Raw genomic sequence first — 17,204 nt, 5'->3', positions numbered from 1 at the left:
GGGGGAGGTGGTGCCCAAAAGCCGATGCAGGGGCAAGGACGAGAGAAGAGCACTTCGATCAAAGAGGAGAGGATATGAGCAAAGAGAGCAGCACGCACGTGATCGCCGACGCGGAGAACGCGGCGGCGGAGCGCGCACAGGGACACGCCAACCTCAGCCGCCGCAGCTTCGTCAAAGCCGGCGCACTGAGCGTCGGCGCGCTCGGCGTTGCAGGAACGCTCGGCGCCTGCGCGTCGGAGGAGTCCGGCAAAGCCGGTACCGATAAAACGGCTGACGAAGGCGAATGGCTGCCGTCGCAGTGCAACATGTGCTTCAACGCTTGCAGCATTCTCGGGCACGTCGTCGACGGCAAGCTCGTGGAGATCAAGGGCGACGACCGCAGCCCGGCTGGCTGGGGCCACCTGTGCGGCAAGGGAACCGCGGGCATCATGCAGCTCTACGATGAGAACCGCATCACCAAGCCACTCAAGCGCACCAATCCCGAGAAGGGCGTCGGCATCGATCCCGGCTGGGAGGAGATCAGCTGGGACGAGGCGTACGACCTCATCAACGAGAAGCTCGACGAGCAGAAGGAGAAGGGCAACCCCGTTATCGTGTTCGCCCTCATCACGAGCATTATCTCGTGGATCGACTCCATGAACTGGCTCGGCAGCCGGGGCAACATCCCCGTGCCGTTCAAGGCCGACATCTGCGGCGCGCCCACGCACACCATCTCGTCGCTGCTCACAGGCTGCGGTAACGCCATGCCCGACTACGGCAGCTGCAAGTACCTCATGCAGTTCGGCACGCAGGCCGGCGTGGCCACGCGCCACGGGACGAGCATCACCGCCAAGATCTTCGCCGAGAGCCGCAAGAACGGCTGCAAGCTCGTGAACTTCGACCCGCACATGTCGGGCTCGGCGGAGAAAGCCGACGAATGGGTGCCCATCCGCCCCGGCACGGACGCCGCGGTAGCGCTCGCCATGGCGAACCTGCTCGTCAACGAGTACGGCATCTACGACGCCGAGTTCCTGACGAACCGCACGAACGCCCCCTCGCTCATCGACCCGGACACCGGTCGCGTCATGCGCGACGCCGCCAACGGCAACAAGGCTCTGTACTGGGATGGCGATGCGAACGCTCCCGCAACCTACGACAAAGCCGCCGCACCGGCCCTGGAAGGCGAGTTCGACGTTGACGGCAAGAAGGTCCGCACCGCTTTCAGCGTGTTCAAGGAGCATGTCGCCACCTACACGCCCGAATACGCCGAGCAGGTATCCACGGTCCCGGCCGACACCATCCGTCGCCTGGCCAAGGAGTTCGGTGAGGCCGCTTGCATCGGCGAGACGGTCGAGGTCGACGGATTGACCGTGCCCTACCGCCCTGTCGCGGTGGACACGTTCTCCGGCATCGCCCGCCACAAGCACGGCTTTCTGTCCCATTGGGCCATCCTGCAGCTGAACACGCTCGTGGGCTCCACGTTCTCGCGCGGCGGCTACCTGGGCTACTACACCAAGAACGCCCACGGCTTCTACGAGGGCGACAACGTCCACTCTTGGGAGTTCTCCGTGTGGGAGGAAGACGGCCTCATCGAAGAGCTTGGTATGGCGCATGGGTATCCCGACCAGGGCTCGCACTACAAGAAGGTCCGCGAGATGAGCTACACGCCCACCACCCTGGCGCTCGAGGAGCTGCAGCCCCTCACCATGGACCAGCACTTCGGCTACATATCCCAAGTGCAGCCCGACATTTACAAGACCAAGCCTTCCGAAGTGGCGTTCTGCATGGCGTCGAACCCGCTGAAGAACTGGTGCAACCATGATTACCAGGCCAAGGTGCTCGAATCGTTCAACTGGATCTTCGCCATGGACATCTACCTGAACGACTCGTCGTACTACTACGACCTCATCATCCCGGAGCCATGCTATCTGGAGCGCTTCGATCCCCTGCCGCTGTCGTTCAACAACCACCGCGTGCCTGGCGCGCTCGAGGTTCCCTACATCGTGGCCGGCCGCATGCCCATTGTTGAGGCGAAGGACGGCTGCCCCTCCGCGCTCGATTCGTTCGGTGCAATGGCCGAAAAGTCCGGTTCGACCGCAGCGTTCGCCGGTGCACTCAACGACTACTACCGCCTCACCGACGAGAACAAGCTGAGCGAATCCGAGCAGATCACCGCCGAAAAGGTGTGCGACGCCGCCCTCAAGTCGCTAGCCGGCGAAGGCCGCGGCGTCGAGTGGTTCCGCGAGCACGGCGTGCTGACGCGCGAGCGCACCCCCGAGGAGGTGTACGTATTCGCCGCCGGCCAGGAAGGCCGCATTCCGCTGTACTTTGACTTCATGTTCGAAGCGAAGGAGAAGGTGGAGGCTGAAGTTGCCAAGCTCGGCATCCCCTGGGAGACCGACGACTACGTACCGCTACCGGAATGGAAGGCCTGCATCGACCACGAGGTCGAAGAAGAGGGTTTCGACATGTTCCCGGTGTACTGGACCAACGCCATCAACACCGACACTTGGCAGGTGGAGAACGCCTGGATCAACGAGATCAACGAGATGGACGACACCACCTATCTGCTCGAGATCAACGAACAGACGGCCGCCGCAAAGGGCATCGCATCCGGTGATAAGGTGCGTCTGTCCAACCGCGAAGGCGCCACGGTTGAGGGCATCGCCGTGGTCACCGGGCTCGTGCATCCCGAATGCGTCGCTTCCGTGGGCGGGCACCTCAACGCGAAGAGCGAGTTCCAGCCCATCGGCAAGAGCAAGGGCACGGCTGTGAACCATCTCGTCCCCGCCGGCGTCCCCGAGCGCATGGACCATCTGTGCTCCGGCGTGGAACAGTGTGTCCGCTGCAAGCTTGAGAAGATCGGCTAGGAGGCTGGTATCCATGGATTACGGATTCGTTATCGATCTGGAGAAATGCGTCGGTTGCCACGGCTGCTCGGTGGCTTGCAAGCAGGCTAATGGCACGCCTCCCGGCGTCACGCGGTCCCATGTGGAGCGCGGCAGCGAAGGCACCTATCCCAATGCGGTTCGCACCATCCGCCCCATGCTGTGCATGATGTGCGAGAACCCCTCCTGCGTCGAAGCGTGCCCTCAGGAAGGCGCCACCTACCGTCGCGAAGAGGACGGCATCGTGGTGATCGACAAGGAGAAATGCATCGGCTGCAAACTCTGCGTGGAAGCCTGCCCCTATGGCGCCCGCTATGCCGTCGAGGATAAGCGAGGCTACTTCGGCGACGAGCTGAACGAGTACGAGCAGGTGGCCTACGCCGACATGCCCGAGAAATGCGTCGATAAGTGCGACCTGTGCGTCAAGTATCGCGAAGCCGGAAACGACCAGCCGGCGTGCGTGCGGGCCTGCATGGCTGAGGCGCGCGTGTTCGGCGACTTGGACGAGATCAAGAAGATGGTGGAGAAGCGGGGCGGCGACGTCTACCTTCCCGAAAGCGGAAACTCTCCGCGCGTCTTCTACCTGCCGGTGGTAAAAGCCTAACGGCCGCCCCCCCAACCAGCTGCCGGGCCGCATGCCCGGCAGCGGCATCGCCCCCTCCCGACGCCGGGGATCACTCGATCCCCGGCGTTTCGTCTGCCGAAATCCCGCCGATGAAAGGCCGGCACAGCCCTCGAGCATAGAAGAAGCCGGCGCCACCGCGACCGGCTTCTTCCTGCACGCTCGTGCGCTCTTGCAGGCTTTCGAGCGCGTGCGCGCTACGCCAACATCGAGAGGATGTTCTGCTTGGGTTGCACGCCCACGGCCTGCTTCTTCACCTGGCCATTCTCGAACACCATCAGAGTCGGCACGCTCATCACGCCGTAGCGCTGAGCAATGTCGGGGCTCTGGTCGATATCGAGCTTGTACACGGCCGCTTTGCCCGCCGTCTCGCCGGCCACCTCGTCGATGGTCGGAGCGAGCATTTTGCATGGTCCGCACCATGTTGCGAAGAAGTCCACAAGCACGGGGCCTTGCGCGTCGAGCACTTTGGACTGAAAATCCGAAGAGGTTACGATCTCGCTCATGTGCTGCCTCCTTTGACAGTGCACCCGGAACCGAGATGGGCCGGACGCCACGAAGCCGGTTCACAATGTCGGCCTGCTTTTTCTCGGACTATTGTATCCGCTCTCGCGAGCGCCTGCATCAAATGTTACCAAAAAGGAGATAAATCTAGAAAAAGCTGACATATTCTGCGAGGAGGCATTCCACTCCGAAGGCTATAATTGACGACGATCGAAGAAAGGATCTCCGCATGAGCACGGTATTTCGAACGCAAGGCGCTTCGAACCCCATCGGATCGACTGCACCTGAAACGAGCTTCCACGAACCTGCCTGGAACGGTCACGACGCATATCCGGCAAACCTCGTGCTCGAAGGCGGCGCGATGCGCGGTCAGTTCACGGCGGGCGTCCTCGACTGCTTCATGGATCGCAAGCTGTTCTGTGAGCTTGTCATCGGCGTATCCGCGGGAGCGCTCTGCGGGTACAACTATGTTGCCGGCGAAGACGGACGCACCTGCTATGTCAACACGAAGTACAGCGCCGATTGGCGCTACCTGTCTTTGAAGAGCTTTGTACGCACGGGAAACGCCTTCGGGCGCGACTTCGCCTTCGACGAGGTGCCTAACGCGCTCGAGCCGTTCAACTACCGCGCTTTCGATGAATCGCCTATGAAGCTCGTGGCGGTTTCGAGCAACCTCGTGACCGGAGAGGCAGACTACCACGACGTGTCGGATTCCGTCGCCGACCTTCCCTATCTCATCGCATCGTCCTCCATGCCCCTCGTCAGCCAGATCGTCGACGTGGACGGCAAGCATCTGCTCGACGGCGGCACGTGCGACAGCGTGCCCATCGTGCATTCGTGGCTGACCGGCGCGAAGAAGCACATCGTGGTGCTCACTCAAGCAGCAGACTACGTGAAGGGTCCCAACAAGCTCATGGCCCTTCTGCGCCAACGCTATGGCGACTACCCCTTCTATCTCGAGCGGCTCCAGCATCGCCATTACGAATACAATCGCCTGTACCGCGCGCTGCCGAGCCTTCACGACGAAGGCCGGCTGTTCCTCATCCGCCCGCCTGAACCGGTGACCGTCGGCAGCATGGAAAAGGATCCCAGCAAGCTGTTCGCCCTCTACGAGCAGGGCTACGCCGAAGCTGCGCGCATGTGGCCAGCCCTCGAACGATACCTTTCTGAGTGAGCCGCCATACCGCGAGGCACGGCCCGTGCAAACTCGGTGGAGACGAAGCGCCACAGGAGAGCCGCGCGCGATTTCGCGGCGATGGAGCCCGGCACGGTCAACCGTCCGTTTAACACCTGAACTCAAGAAAGCGGGCATGCTATCATAGTATTCGTTCGAAGCACGACGTGATGCCCAGGTTCGCGCTACACGGGAACCTGCTTCAGGAAAAGAGACGTATGAGCAAGCGAATCACCTGGCATGCGAATGCGTTGATCTGTGCCATCATCGTGCTGGGCTTCGCGCTCACCTCCTATATCAGCTACCATTCTAATCGCGAGGCGTTCGAAGAGGATGCCGAGCGCGTGTCTATGCTCACGTCAGATAGCATAGCGCGCGATATCGATGCGCGGTTCACGCAGCCTATCGACGTGTCGCTCACGATGGCCAACGACAGCCTGCTCAAAGAACGCCTCGCCTCGGAACTCGACCATTTCGACGAAGGCGCTTACGAGGAATCGCTGCGCTCATACCTGGACGCCTACCGTGAGAAGTACGGTTACGATTCCGTCTTCCTCGCTTCCGCCGCGACAAACCGTTACTATCATTTCAACGGCATCGACCGCATGCTCGAGGCCGACAACCCGGAGAACGACTGGTTTTACGCCTTCCTTGAGAGCAGCGAGGAATATTCGATCAACATCGACAACGACGAAGCCACCGATAATGAGATCACCGTCTTCATAAACGGCCGCATACTCGACGACGAAGGCGAGACCCTTGGCATCGTGGGCGTCGGATTTCGGATCGACGACCTGCGCGAGATGTTCGCCGAATACGAGGAGCAGACTGGCACGAGCGCATACCTTGTCGACGGCGAAGGAATGATCGAGGTTTCCGCCGATAGCGCCCAGGACGGCCGTGCAGATCTGTTCGACGCAGGGGCGCTCGACGGATTGGAGAGCCAGGCGCTTCGCGATCGAGATGATCCGAGCAGCCTTTGGTACTCGTCATCAGGCGGATCCGGCTACCTCGTGACGCAGTTCATCCCCCACCTCGACTGGTTCCTTGTCGTCGATCACGACACGTCAGAACTGGACGCCCAGATCGCATTCCAATTCGCGTTGGCCGTCGTCGTCATAGCGATCGTGATCGTCCTCGTGCTGCTGGCCACGACGAGTATCTTCCGACGCTACAACAGGCTCATCGCGATGCAGGCGACCGCGGCCGAACAGGAGCGCAAATCCATGTTCCAGGAGGCGGCCGAGCAGGTCTACGACAACATCTACGAGATCGACGTCACACACAACCGCGCTGCGAGCGAGGAGACCGAGCAGTACTTCAGAAGTCTGGGCGCGCCGCCGGGCACACCGTTCGTCAAGGCGCTTTCCATCATTGCCGAGAAGCAGATCAAGGATGAATTCCGCCAGCGCTATCTCGAGATGTTCACCCCCGCGTCGGTGCTCGAAGCGTACGCACGCGGCGAGGACGAGCTGACGTACGACTTCATGAGCACGGTGGACGGCAAGACGTATACCTGGATGAGGATCAATGCGCACCTGTTCACATGGAGCCAGGACGGGTCGGTGCGCATGCTGGTCTACCGACAGAACATCGACGAAGAGAAACGTCGCGAGCATGCCCTGATCGAGCAGATGCAACGCGACTCGCTCACCGGCCTGTACAACAAGGCGGCGACTCAGGAGCACATACGCGCGAAGCTAGCCTCGGCTCCTGAAGCGTCATTCGCATTCCTCATTCTCGATATCGACAATTTCAAAGCGGTCAACGACTGTTTCGGTCACAGCGCGGGGGATACGGTGCTCGCACGGTTCGCCCAGACGGTGGAAGGGCATTTCCGCCGCGAGGACGTCGTCGGGCGCATAGGCGGCGACGAATTCGTGGTGTTCCTGCCCATGGACGACGCCGCATCCGCCGAGAAGAAGGCCGCCGATCTCGTCGAGGCCCTGCGCATGGATGTCGAAACCGATGCGGGAACGTGCAGCTTGTCAGCTAGCGTGGGCGTGGCGTTCGCCCCCGAAAGCGGGCGCGATTTCGAAACGCTGTACCGACGCGCGGACCGGGCGCTCTACCATGCCAAAGCCTGCGGCAAGAATCGCTACGCCGTAGACGGCGCTTAGAGACCAGGGTCGTCCGCGCTCACTCGCCTGGGCTCGCGTCTGAGGTTTCGCTTTCCAGGCTTTCAGAGCCTTTCGAATGCGCCTGCACGCGAGCATCCTGGGCGCGGAATTCCGCCACGAAGCCGGCCGAGAAGATGCCGGCCGGTATGGCAACCACGGCGATAGACAGTAGCATGGTGGCGAAGCCGATGAGCCGTCCCGCAGCCGTCACCGGCACGAGGTCGCCGTAGCCCGTGGTGGTGATGGTGGTCATGGCCCAGTACATGCCCGTGAGCACGCTGTCGAACTTGTCGGGCTGTACAGGATGCTCCATCTCGTACATGAGCACGCTCGCCGTAACGGTGAGCAGCGCGAGCACTGCGAACGCTGCGACGATCTCCGGCCGGCGCTTCTCGAACACGCGCGCAATGGAGTGCAGCCCGCGCATGTAGCGCGATAGCTTGAAGAGCCGCACGAGCCGGATGACGCGGGCAGCGTTGAGCGCGGACGGCGAGACTGGGACCACGAGCACAAGTAGGCCTGGCAAGAATGCGAGCAGGTCGACGATGCCCATGGGCGAGAACATGTAGCGAAGGCGCGCGCGCAAGGGCGAACGACCGGGGTATACGAGATCGGCTATCCACAGGCGGGCGACGTATTCGACGCCGAACGCGACGCTCGAAGCAAGACCGAACGTCACGAATCCCGCAGCCAAGGCCGACGACGCGTTGATTTGAGGCTCCGCAAAAACGAGCAGCGCATTTGCAACGATGAGGATGAACAGCGCGATGCTCACCGCCCGCGCCGCCCCGTGCGCGCAGCGCACGTCCTCGAGCGCGAGATACGTCCGGCGCTTGCCGGCCGAAACCCGCCCCATCCCGCTCTCTTCCCTACCGGTCATACCGTACCTTCCGCTGTTTCCGCACCTCGGCTGGCACGCTCGCGATCGGCCAGGCGATCCGGCGAACGCATAAGGGCCGAATCATAGCCGAAAGCACCATGCGCATGACGGCATGGCTCCTTGAACTCCGCAAGAACGCGCTTTTCTACGCCTGTTCAAGGGTTACGGCGGTGCCGGAAGCCGTCACCATGAGCATATTGCCCTGGCCGAGCACCTCGTAGTCCAAATCGACGCCGATAACAGCATGCGCGCCCAGCTCTTGCGCACGCTGCTCCATCTCGGCTAGCGCTTCGGAGCGCGCTTGCAGGAGCTCTTCCTCGTAGCCGGCGCTTCGTCCGCCCACCAGGTTGCGTATGCCGGCGCCAAAATCGCGGACAAGGTTGATGCCGGTTATAACCTCACCGAATACGATGCCGTAATAGCCCGATACACAGTATCCGTCGACGGTGGGCGTCGTGGTGATGATCATGGTGCATGCTCCTTCCGTTTTGCAGGAGGCGTGCAGGGCAACCGAAACACGCCTTCTGCACAGTCTACCATGACGAGCCGATTCCAACCCGCATCGATGCAAGGCGCTGGTTCAAGCACAGGTTCAAACGAGGCCAGAAGTGCTGGAATTGGCCGGGAGTTATCGCGCGAAACGCCTGAGCGTTCAAAGCAAAGGTATACAATGATACGGTTTGTTCGAGAGAAACCGCACGTCCGAAAGGCTTCTATGACCGTCGATCTCGTTTCGCTCGCCATCATCGCCCTCGTCGCGGCGGTTAGCCCTATCGTCGCAAAGCTCATCCCCAACAAACTCGTCCCTGAGACGGTGTTCTTGCTCATCGCCGGTGCGGTGCTTGGGCCAAACCTGTTCGGCGTGATCGATCTTACCGACTCGGTTGGTCTTCTGTCGGATCTGGGTCTCGGCTTTTTGTTCTTACTCGCAGGTTACGAGATAAACCCGAAGAGCCTCACGGGCTCTCAGGGCAAGCGAGGTCTTGCCACCTGGGCCGTGTCCATCGCGCTCGCGTTCGCGGTCGTCATCGCAGCCGGGCTCATGAAAACCAACGAGCTCGAAGCCGTGGCCGTGGCCATCGCGCTCACCACAACGGCGCTTGGCACGCTCATGCCCATCATGAAAGAACGCGAGCTCATGGGCACGCGCGTGGGAGACTCGATCCTCGCTTACGGCACCTGGGGCGAATTGTGCCCGGTGCTGGCCATGGCGCTCCTGCTTTCGACGCGTGCCGAATGGCAAACCGCGCTTATCCTCATTGCCTTCGTCGCCCTGTGCGTGATCATGGCCATCGTACCTGCCAAGGCGAAGAGGGCGGGGCATCGGCTGTTCCGTTTCCTCACCGAGAACGCCGAGGGCACCTCGCAGACCATGATGCGCTGCGTGGTACTCCTGCTCGTGGGGCTCGTAGCCGTCTCGGCGGTGTTCGATCTCGACATCGTACTCGGCGCCTTCGCAGCGGGCTTCGTCCTACGCTATATTGTGCCCGAAGGAGACCATGCGCTTGAGCATAAGCTCGACGGCGTGGCCTACGGGTTCCTCATTCCCATATTCTTCACGGTGTCCGGTGCGAAGATCGATCTTCTGGCCGTGTTCGCACAGCCCGCCATGCTCGTAGGCTTTATCGTGCTTTTGCTGCTTGTTCGAGCGGTTCCCATCTTCATCGCGCTTTCCACGGGCAAAGACACACGCGATATCTCCACGCACAACCGCTTGACCGTCGCGCTGTACTGCACGACGGCGCTGCCCATCATCGTGGCCGTGACGTCGGTGGCCGTGAGCTCGGGGGCCATGCCGCAGGAGACGGCCAGCGTGCTGGTGGCTGCCGGTGCCATTACCGTGTTCCTCATGCCGCTATTGGGCATGCTCACCTATCGCGTGGCCGACGCGAAGCCCATCGAGGCTGCGCGCGAGATCGTTCACAATCCGCGCGATATCGGCGACATCCTGCGCGAGCACTGGGAGCTCGAGCGGATGCTCACCCGCAAGGAGGCCCTCGAACGGCTGGCGGCGCGGCGTGTGGGCCGGAGCTTCGACGACTTGGACTGGCAGGATCGTGCTGCGATCTTGCAGCGGCGCTCGGCCCGCAAGCGCGCTTTCGACGAGGCGCTCGACTTAGCGGCGCAGGAGATGGCGCGCCGCCACCCCGCCCCCGATGCCGATCCCGACGGCGATGGACCGCTGCTTTCGCAGGCCCAGCAACACCGCGAGGATCGCCGCCGCCGCGTGGCCGAGCATGTCGTGCGCGAGTACAGCCGCCGCATGACGGAGATGGGACGGGTCGCCGAGCGCATGGGACTCGACGAGGAGGACGCGCGACGGATGTTCGAGGATGCGCGCAAGGAGCGACGACACTAGTCGGAGCCGATCGCGTTCAGACTCCCCTTGCCTTCGTTTGCGCGACGCTTGGCGATGACGACCCCGGTGCTGCAGGCCGGGGTCATCATCGCAATGCCGGATATGCCGGAGCGTCCTACAGCGCAGCTTCGCGGATCTTCTCGAGCAGCTGGTCAATCGGCCAGGCGCCCAGGTCGCCCTCGTGGCGGTCGCGCACGGACACGGTGCCGTTCTCGATCTCCTTGTCGCCGAGCACCACCATGTACGGGATCTTCTGGCTCTGGGCCTTCGCGATCTTCACGCGCATGGGCTCGTTCTGATCGTACACCTCCACGCGCCCGCCCGCGGCCTTGATCTGCGCGGCCAGCCCAGCCGCGGCGTCGTTGTGGCGGTCGGCCAGCGGCAGCACGGCCACCTGCACGGGAGCCAGCCACAGCGGCAGCGCGCCGGCGTAATGCTCGATGAGAATCCCTAAGAAGCGCTCGATGGAGCCGAAGATGGCGCGGTGGAGCATCCAGGGGCGCTCCTCGGTGTTGTCCTCGGTGCGGTAGGTCAGCTCGAAGCGCTCGGGCATGTTGAAGTCGACCTGCACGGTGGAGCACTGCCAGGTGCGGCCGATGGCGTCCTTCACCTTGATGTCGATCTTCGGGCCGTAGAACGCGCCGTCGCCCTCGTTGATCTCGTAGGCGAGGCCATGGCGCTCGCAGGCTTGCTTGAGCGAGCTCGTGGCATGGTCCCACATCTCGTCGGTGCCGATGGACTTCTCGGGACGCGTGGAGATCTCGGCCTCGTACTGGAAGCCGAAGGTGGACATGATGTGGTCCACGAGGTCGAGGATAGCCACCACTTCGTCGACGACCTGGTCTTTCGTGCAGAACACGTGCGCGTCATCCTGGGTGAAGCCGCGGGCGCGCAGCAGGCCGTGCACCACGCCCGACATCTCGTGGCGATACACCGTGCCGAATTCGAAGTAGCGCAGCGGCAGGTCGCGGTAGGAGTGCAGCTCGTTCTTGTACAGCATGACGTGGCCCGGGCAGTTCATGGGCTTCACGCCGTACTCGCTCATGCGCGGGTTCTCGTCGTCTCCCTCGTTGATCTCGAAGAAGTACATGTTCTCCTTGTAGAAGCCGTAGTGCCCCGAGGTCTTCCACACGTCGGCGTTGTAGATGTGCGGGGTGATGACCTCTTCGTAGCCGCGCTCGTACAAGTCGCGGCGCAGCCACTCCTGCAGGGTGCGGATGACGCGCGCGCCCTTGGGAAGATACATGGGAAGGCCCACGCCCGCCATGGGGTCCATCATGTAGATGCCCAGCTCGCGGCCGAGCTTGCGGTGGTCACGCTTCTCGGCCTCGGCCAGGTTGTGCAGGTGCTCCTCGAGCTCCGCCTTCTTGAAGAACGCGGTGCCGTAGATGCGGGTGAGCATCTCGCGCTCCGCGTCGCCGCGCCAGTAGGCGCCGGCCAGCTTGGTCAGCTTGTACGCGCCCAGCTTGCCGGTGGAGGGCAGGTGCGGCCCGCGGCACAGGTCGGTGAACTTGCCGATGGTGTACGTGGTAATGGTCGCGTCCTCGGGAAGCTCGGAGATGAGCTCCAGCTTGAACGGCTGGTTCGCGAAGATCTCCTCGGCCTCGGCACGCGTGACCACGCGGCGCTCGAAGGGCTCGTCGGCACGCGCGATCTCGGCCATGCGGGCCTCGATGGCGGCGAAGTCGTCAGGCGACAGCGCGCGGTCGAGCTTGACGTCATAGTAGAAGCCGTCCTCGATGGCAGGGCCCACGCCGAACTGCACGTCACCGTAGAGGTCGACGAGCGCGGCGGCCATGACGTGCGCCGTGGAGTGGCGCAAAAGCTCGAGGCCCTCGTCGCTCTTGGCCGTGACGATGGCCACCGCGTCGCCCTCCTGCACGGGAGCGGAGAGGTCGACCGGCTGGTCGTTCACGATGCCGGCGAGCGCGGCCTTCGCCAAGCCCGCGCCGATGGCGGCCGCCACGTCGGCGACGGTGGCGCCTTCCGCCACATCTTTGGTCGAGCCGTCGGGAAGTACGATATTCATAACAGTTCCTTTCCTGTGCCGGGTGCGCACAAAGCACCTGCACGATCGGTTCGGCCGCGTCTTGAGTGCGCAACCGTTGTCAAGTATGACACGAACGACTGCAGTGCCGCACGCGCACACGGTTTCAACAAAATGCCAGACCGAGTTCTCAGTTTAGGCTTATGCGAAGGCCGACCCCACTCCGTGACCCCATATCCGAACGCAAAAAAGCCGCCTTTCGGCGGCTTTGCATGAAAACGATGCTATTGGGCGCGATCGGGCTGCGCGCCGCGAGCCTGCCTCTTCTGCTGAGCCGCCGGCGGTTGCGGCTGCTGCGTTCGGCCACGCTGGGGGGCGCGGCGCGGACGCGGTCCCGCCGCCGTAACGGGCGTGGCGCAGTAGGGGCAGACGGTCCAGGTGGGATCGAGCGCATGGTTGCAGGTGCCGCAGAGGTTCTTCAGTCGCTGATGACAGTTCGGGCACAGCACGAAGTCGGCTTCCACAGGATAGCCGCAGTTTGCGCATTCGCCGAACTTCATGAGCTCACGCTGCTTAAGTGCGATTTCGAGCTCCTGCTCGTCGCGATCGATCTGCAGCAGAGGCGGACGCAGCAAGCAGTATGCTATGACGCCAACCAGTGGGACGAGCGAGACGATCGCCCAGACATACCAATACGATCCGCGCAGATACGCATCGCGAACCACCCAGACGATAGACAGCACGTACAGAATGACAAGCAGCACGACGACTGCCGTGAAAGCGGCTTGCAGCTCGGGGGTCCATAACTGGGCCAGCAGTTCGCTCATGATAACCTCGTTTTCTAGTGTAAGCTTCGAGCTTTGCGCACGTAAGCCGCCAGCGGACGACTTCCATCATGCACACGATCAAAGATTATAGCAAAGAAGCGCGGGAGCGTATGGATTAGCAGGCAATTTCCTCAAGCTGTAGAAATTGCGGGAGGCTAATTAAGAGTACCCGGTCCACCATGGAGGTTCAGACCCATCTCAGGAACTTGTGATCGATCCGCAAAGAAATACCCGATGAGCCTCCGTCATCGAAACGACACCGGACCCGCGTCGAGTAATTTCCAGCACATCTGCAAGCCCTTGATGAGCGGCATCACCTCGTCAAGCGACGGCTCCTCGTCGAAACCGCCGCGCATCATGTCCACCACGGCGTGCATGAGGAAGTCGATCCCCACCTTCCTATGGTCGACAATGGATTTCGACATGGTGTATACGAACAGGTTCTCCACGTCTTTCGCGAGCACGCCCTTCGACGAGAACGTGTACTTGTAGGCCATCACGTCCACGCGCACGATGGAGTAGTTCTCCGGGTACACGAGTACCAGCTTCTCCTCGGTCTCGCCGATGGACATGTCGCGGATCAAGCCGGAAAGGCCCTGTTTGACAAGCTTCTGAAAGGCCGCTTTGACCTCCTTGCCACCCTTGAAGTACTCGTCGATCGCCCTCATGATGGCATCGTCGCATGTTCGCGAGATGTTGACGTGCTGCCCGTTGCGGTACTCGAAGGCCTTGTCGCCCACGATCTCCAGCTCGCCCACCGATTCTTTATTGCTCAGCATGAGCTTAAGTCGGTTCTCGAACGTCTCCGACTTCGCGCTGGCCATCTTCTGAAGGAAGCTGTACTGTTCCCTCATGCGGATCTCCTCCTCGGTCTTGCCGGTGAGGTCGTAGATCAACATGCTGATTTTCGCCACGGTTCGCCCTTTCTCACGTAAAATCGAACCCATATGCTCATCCTATCTTCTACCGAGGAGCTATGCAATGTATACGGCGAGAAAACAAGCGGAAGGATGCCGCCATCCGAACATGCAGCTTGCCACCACACCCCGAAAACGCCGCGGGCCCCGCCTCCAAACAGAGACAGGGCCCGCAACCATCGAAAGGGACGTCTACCTTAACTCCGCCAGCTGAGCCTCCACGCGGGCGAGCTTGTCGGCAAGCTCGGCGTGCTTGGCGCGGTCCTTCTCCACGATCTCGGGCGCGGCCTTGGCCAGGAAACCCGGGTTGGAGAGCTTCTTCTCCAGCTTGCCCGCATCGGCGGCGAGTTTGGCCTGCTCCTTCGCGAGGCGCTCGCGCTCGGCGCCGAGGTCCACGAGACCCGACAGCACCAGGTACACCTCCAGCCCCGCGCCCAGCACGGCGCTGGACTCGGCCGGCTTCTCCACCTGCGCGCCGATGACGAGCGACACCGTGTTGCCCATGCCCTCGATGAGCCCCCGCTGAGCCTCGAGCAGGGCCGCGTCCGTCTCGTCGGCCTTTACGACCACGGCCAGCTGGGACTTCGGCGATATGCCGTAACGGGCACGCGTGCTGCGGATGGCCGACACCGTCTCGCACACCATCTCGATGGCGCGCTCAGCCTCGGGATCCACATACTTCGCCAGCCCCTGCGCGTCGGGCCAGGCGGCCCCGATGAGGTACGGTGAGCCGCTGCGGTCGATGGGCAGCTCCTGGTAGATCTCCTCGGTCACGAACGGCATGATGGGGTGCAGCAGGCGCAGCGCCTGGTCGAGCACGAACACCAGGTTGCGCTGGCACGCCAGGCGGTCGGCTGCATCGGATCCGGCGCCCAGGCGCGCCTTTGAGAATTCGATGTACCAGTCGCAGAACTCGTTCCAGAAGAACGCGTACAGCTCGCGCGTGGCCTCGCCGAACTCGAAGCCGTCGAACGCGGCGTCAAGGCGCGCGACCAGGCCCGCCAGCCGCGAGAATATCCAACGGTCTACCGGCGTCACGGGCGCGGGCTCGCCCGGCTCATAGTCGTCCAGGTTCATCATGGCGAAGCGCGCCGCATTGCGGATCTTGTTCGCGAAGTTGCGCGAGCTTTCCAGCTTCGCCTCGTTGAACTTGAGGTCCTGCGCGCCCGTCACCTGCATGAGCAGGCCGAAGCGCATGCCGTCGGCGCCGTAGTCTTCCATGAGGCGCAAGGGGTCCACACCGTTGCCGCGACTCTTGGACATAGGCTTGCCGTCAGCTGCCATCACCGTCGGGTGGATGATGACGTGCTCGAACGGGATCTGATCCGTGCAGTACATGGACGCCATCACCATGCGCGCCACCCACAGCCCCATGATGTCGCGCGCCGTGGACAGCACCTGCGTGGGGTATGCGGCGCGCATCTCGGGCGCGTCCACCCCCTCCTCGGTCCAGCCCATCGTGGCGAACGGCCACAGCTGCGACGAGAACCACGTGTCCAGCACGTCCTCGTCTTGGCGCACGGGAGCACCGCACACGGGGCACACCTCGACGTCCTCCACCGACGCATCCTCCCAGCCGCACGCGTCGCAGTAGAACATGGGAATGCGGTGGCCCCACCACAGCTGGCGCGAGATGCACCAGTCCTTGAGGTTGGCCAGCCAGTCGAGGTAGACCTGCTTCCAGCGCTCGGGGTGGAACTGGATGGAGCCGTCCTCCACCACGCGCGCCGCGTCCAGCTTGAGGCCGTCCACGGCCACGAACCACTGCTCCGACTCCCAGGGCTCGAGCTTCGTGTGGCAGCGGTAGCACGTCATGACGGAGTGGTCATGGTCCTCCACGTGGTCGAGCAGCCCGAGCTCGTCGAACGCGGCCACGACGGCCTCACGAGCCTCATCGCGGTCCATGCCCGAGAACTTCCCGTAGCCGTCCACAACGTGCGCCGTCTCGTCGAAGATGTTGATGCGCTCGAGTCCGTTGCGCTCGCCCATGGCCCAGTCATTCGGGTCGTGCGCGGGCGTGGTCTTCACGCAGCCGGTACCGAACTCCCTGTCCACGTGCCAATCGGCGAAGATGGGGATCTCGCGGTCGACGAGCGGCAGCGTCACCGTCTTGCCCACGAGGTGTTTGAAGCGCTCGTCCTTCGGGTTCACCGCCACGCCCGTGTCGCCGAGCATCGTCTCGGGGCGCGTCGTGGCCACCACGAGGTACTCCAAGCCGTCCACCGGCTCGGTTAGCGGGTAGCGCAAGTACCACAGGTGCCCCGCCTCGTCCACGTACTCGGCCTCGTCGTCGGAGATGGACGTGGTGCAGTGCGGGCACCAGTTCACGATGCGCTTGCCCTTGTAGATGAGGTCGTCGTGATACCAGTCCACGAACAGCTTGCGCACCGCCTTCACGTAGGCCGGCTCTAGCGTGAAGTGCTCGTCGTCGTAGTCGCACGAGCAGCCCATGCCCTTGATCTGGTTCACGATGGTGGTGCCGTACTCCTTGTACCAGTCGTAGCACGCCTCGATGAACGCCTCGCGACCGATCTCCAAACGGCTGATGCCCTGGTCGGCCAGCTTCTTGTCCACCTTCGTCTGCGTGGAGATGCCGGCGTGGTCGGTGCCGAGGATCCAGCGCGTGGGACGGCCCTGCATGCGGGCGCGGCGGATGCACGTGTCCTGGATGGTGTCGTTGAGGGCATGGCCCATGTGCAGCACGCCCGTGATGTTCGGCGGCGGGATGACGATGGTGTAGGGCTGCCCCTTCTTGGCGCCGAAGCCCTCGCCGCGCTGGAAGTAGCCGGCGTCCTTCCACGCGTCGAACAGCGGCCGCTCGTGCGCCGCGAAATCATAGTCGATCTTCTTTTCTGCCATGGTCCGCTCTCTCGTCTCGCTTGCCTGCTTTGCGCTTATGCGCGAACGGGCGCTCATGAAAGAGCGCCCTGCGAAATCCTGCCTTCTG

At 62.7% G+C, this 17,204-nt stretch carries 12 protein-coding genes; 5 read left to right on the top strand and 7 right to left on the bottom strand.

What is annotated here, in order from left to right; genetic code table 11:
* The first annotated feature begins 74 nt into the window (after nt 1-74).
* Both C2L71_RS05780 and C2L71_RS05775 read left to right on the top strand, forming a co-directional pair.
* Nucleotides 75-2,849 (top strand): molybdopterin-dependent oxidoreductase, encoded by a 2,775-nt coding sequence (locus C2L71_RS05780; protein WP_103264840.1) that lies wholly within the window; start codon nt 75-77, stop codon nt 2,847-2,849.
* A 13-nt stretch (nt 2,850-2,862) separates the two neighbouring features.
* Nucleotides 2,863-3,471 (top strand): 4Fe-4S dicluster domain-containing protein, encoded by a 609-nt coding sequence (locus C2L71_RS05775; RefSeq protein WP_103264839.1) that lies wholly within the window; start codon nt 2,863-2,865, stop codon nt 3,469-3,471.
* 215 nt (nt 3,472-3,686) lie between these two features.
* On the opposite strand, the gene trxA is transcribed toward C2L71_RS05775, so the two are convergent.
* On the bottom strand, nt 3,687-3,995 hold the full coding sequence (gene trxA, locus C2L71_RS05770) for a thioredoxin (RefSeq protein WP_103264838.1): 309 nt from the start codon (nt 3,993-3,995) through the stop codon (nt 3,687-3,689).
* A gap of 227 nt (nt 3,996-4,222) precedes the next feature.
* Between trxA and C2L71_RS05765 the strand changes: the two genes are divergently transcribed.
* On the top strand, nt 4,223-5,167 hold the full coding sequence (locus tag C2L71_RS05765; RefSeq protein ID WP_103264837.1) for a patatin-like phospholipase family protein: 945 nt from the start codon (nt 4,223-4,225) through the stop codon (nt 5,165-5,167).
* A gap of 218 nt (nt 5,168-5,385) precedes the next feature.
* Complete coding sequence (locus C2L71_RS05760) at nt 5,386-7,287, top strand: sensor domain-containing diguanylate cyclase (RefSeq protein ID WP_103264836.1); 1,902 nt, start codon at nt 5,386-5,388, stop codon at nt 7,285-7,287.
* 19 nt (nt 7,288-7,306) lie between these two features.
* Here the strand turns inward: C2L71_RS05760 and C2L71_RS05755 are convergent, their stop codons facing one another.
* A complete protein-coding gene (locus C2L71_RS05755) occupies nt 7,307-8,167 on the bottom strand; it encodes an ion transporter (protein ID WP_103264835.1) in 861 nt (286 codons plus the stop codon).
* Nucleotides 8,168-8,312: 145 nt separating this feature from the next.
* Nucleotides 8,313-8,636, bottom strand: coding sequence for a heavy metal-binding domain-containing protein (locus C2L71_RS05750; RefSeq protein WP_103264834.1), 324 nt, complete (start codon nt 8,634-8,636; stop codon nt 8,313-8,315).
* Between the two features lie 246 nt (nt 8,637-8,882).
* Between C2L71_RS05750 and C2L71_RS05745 the strand changes: the two genes are divergently transcribed.
* Nucleotides 8,883-10,526 carry a cation:proton antiporter gene (locus C2L71_RS05745; RefSeq protein WP_103264833.1) on the top strand — a complete coding sequence of 548 codons (1,644 nt, stop codon included), beginning with the start codon at nt 8,883-8,885 and terminating at the stop codon, nt 10,524-10,526.
* Nucleotides 10,527-10,641: 115 nt separating this feature from the next.
* On the opposite strand, the gene thrS is transcribed toward C2L71_RS05745, so the two are convergent.
* From thrS to C2L71_RS05725, 4 genes are all read right to left on the bottom strand, one after another.
* Complete coding sequence (gene thrS / locus C2L71_RS05740) at nt 10,642-12,555, bottom strand: threonine--tRNA ligase (protein ID WP_103264832.1); 1,914 nt, start codon at nt 12,553-12,555, stop codon at nt 10,642-10,644.
* 242 nt (nt 12,556-12,797) lie between these two features.
* Nucleotides 12,798-13,340: a zinc ribbon domain-containing protein gene (locus C2L71_RS05735; RefSeq protein ID WP_103264831.1), complete on the bottom strand. Its 543-nt coding sequence runs from the start codon at nt 13,338-13,340 to the stop codon at nt 12,798-12,800.
* A 245-nt stretch (nt 13,341-13,585) separates the two neighbouring features.
* A complete protein-coding gene (locus tag C2L71_RS05730) occupies nt 13,586-14,254 on the bottom strand; it encodes a hypothetical protein (RefSeq protein ID WP_129588476.1) in 669 nt (222 codons plus the stop codon).
* 195 nt (nt 14,255-14,449) lie between these two features.
* Nucleotides 14,450-17,116 carry a valine--tRNA ligase gene (locus C2L71_RS05725; protein WP_187143288.1) on the bottom strand — a complete coding sequence of 889 codons (2,667 nt, stop codon included), beginning with the start codon at nt 17,114-17,116 and terminating at the stop codon, nt 14,450-14,452.
* Between the last annotated feature and the right edge of the window lie 88 nt (nt 17,117-17,204).

Source organism: Enteroscipio rubneri (assembly GCF_002899715.1).
Classification (GTDB): domain Bacteria; phylum Actinomycetota; class Coriobacteriia; order Coriobacteriales; family Eggerthellaceae; genus Enteroscipio; species Enteroscipio rubneri.
Note: the sequence above shows the minus strand (reverse complement) of the source record. Positions and strands in the feature narration are given on the sequence as shown.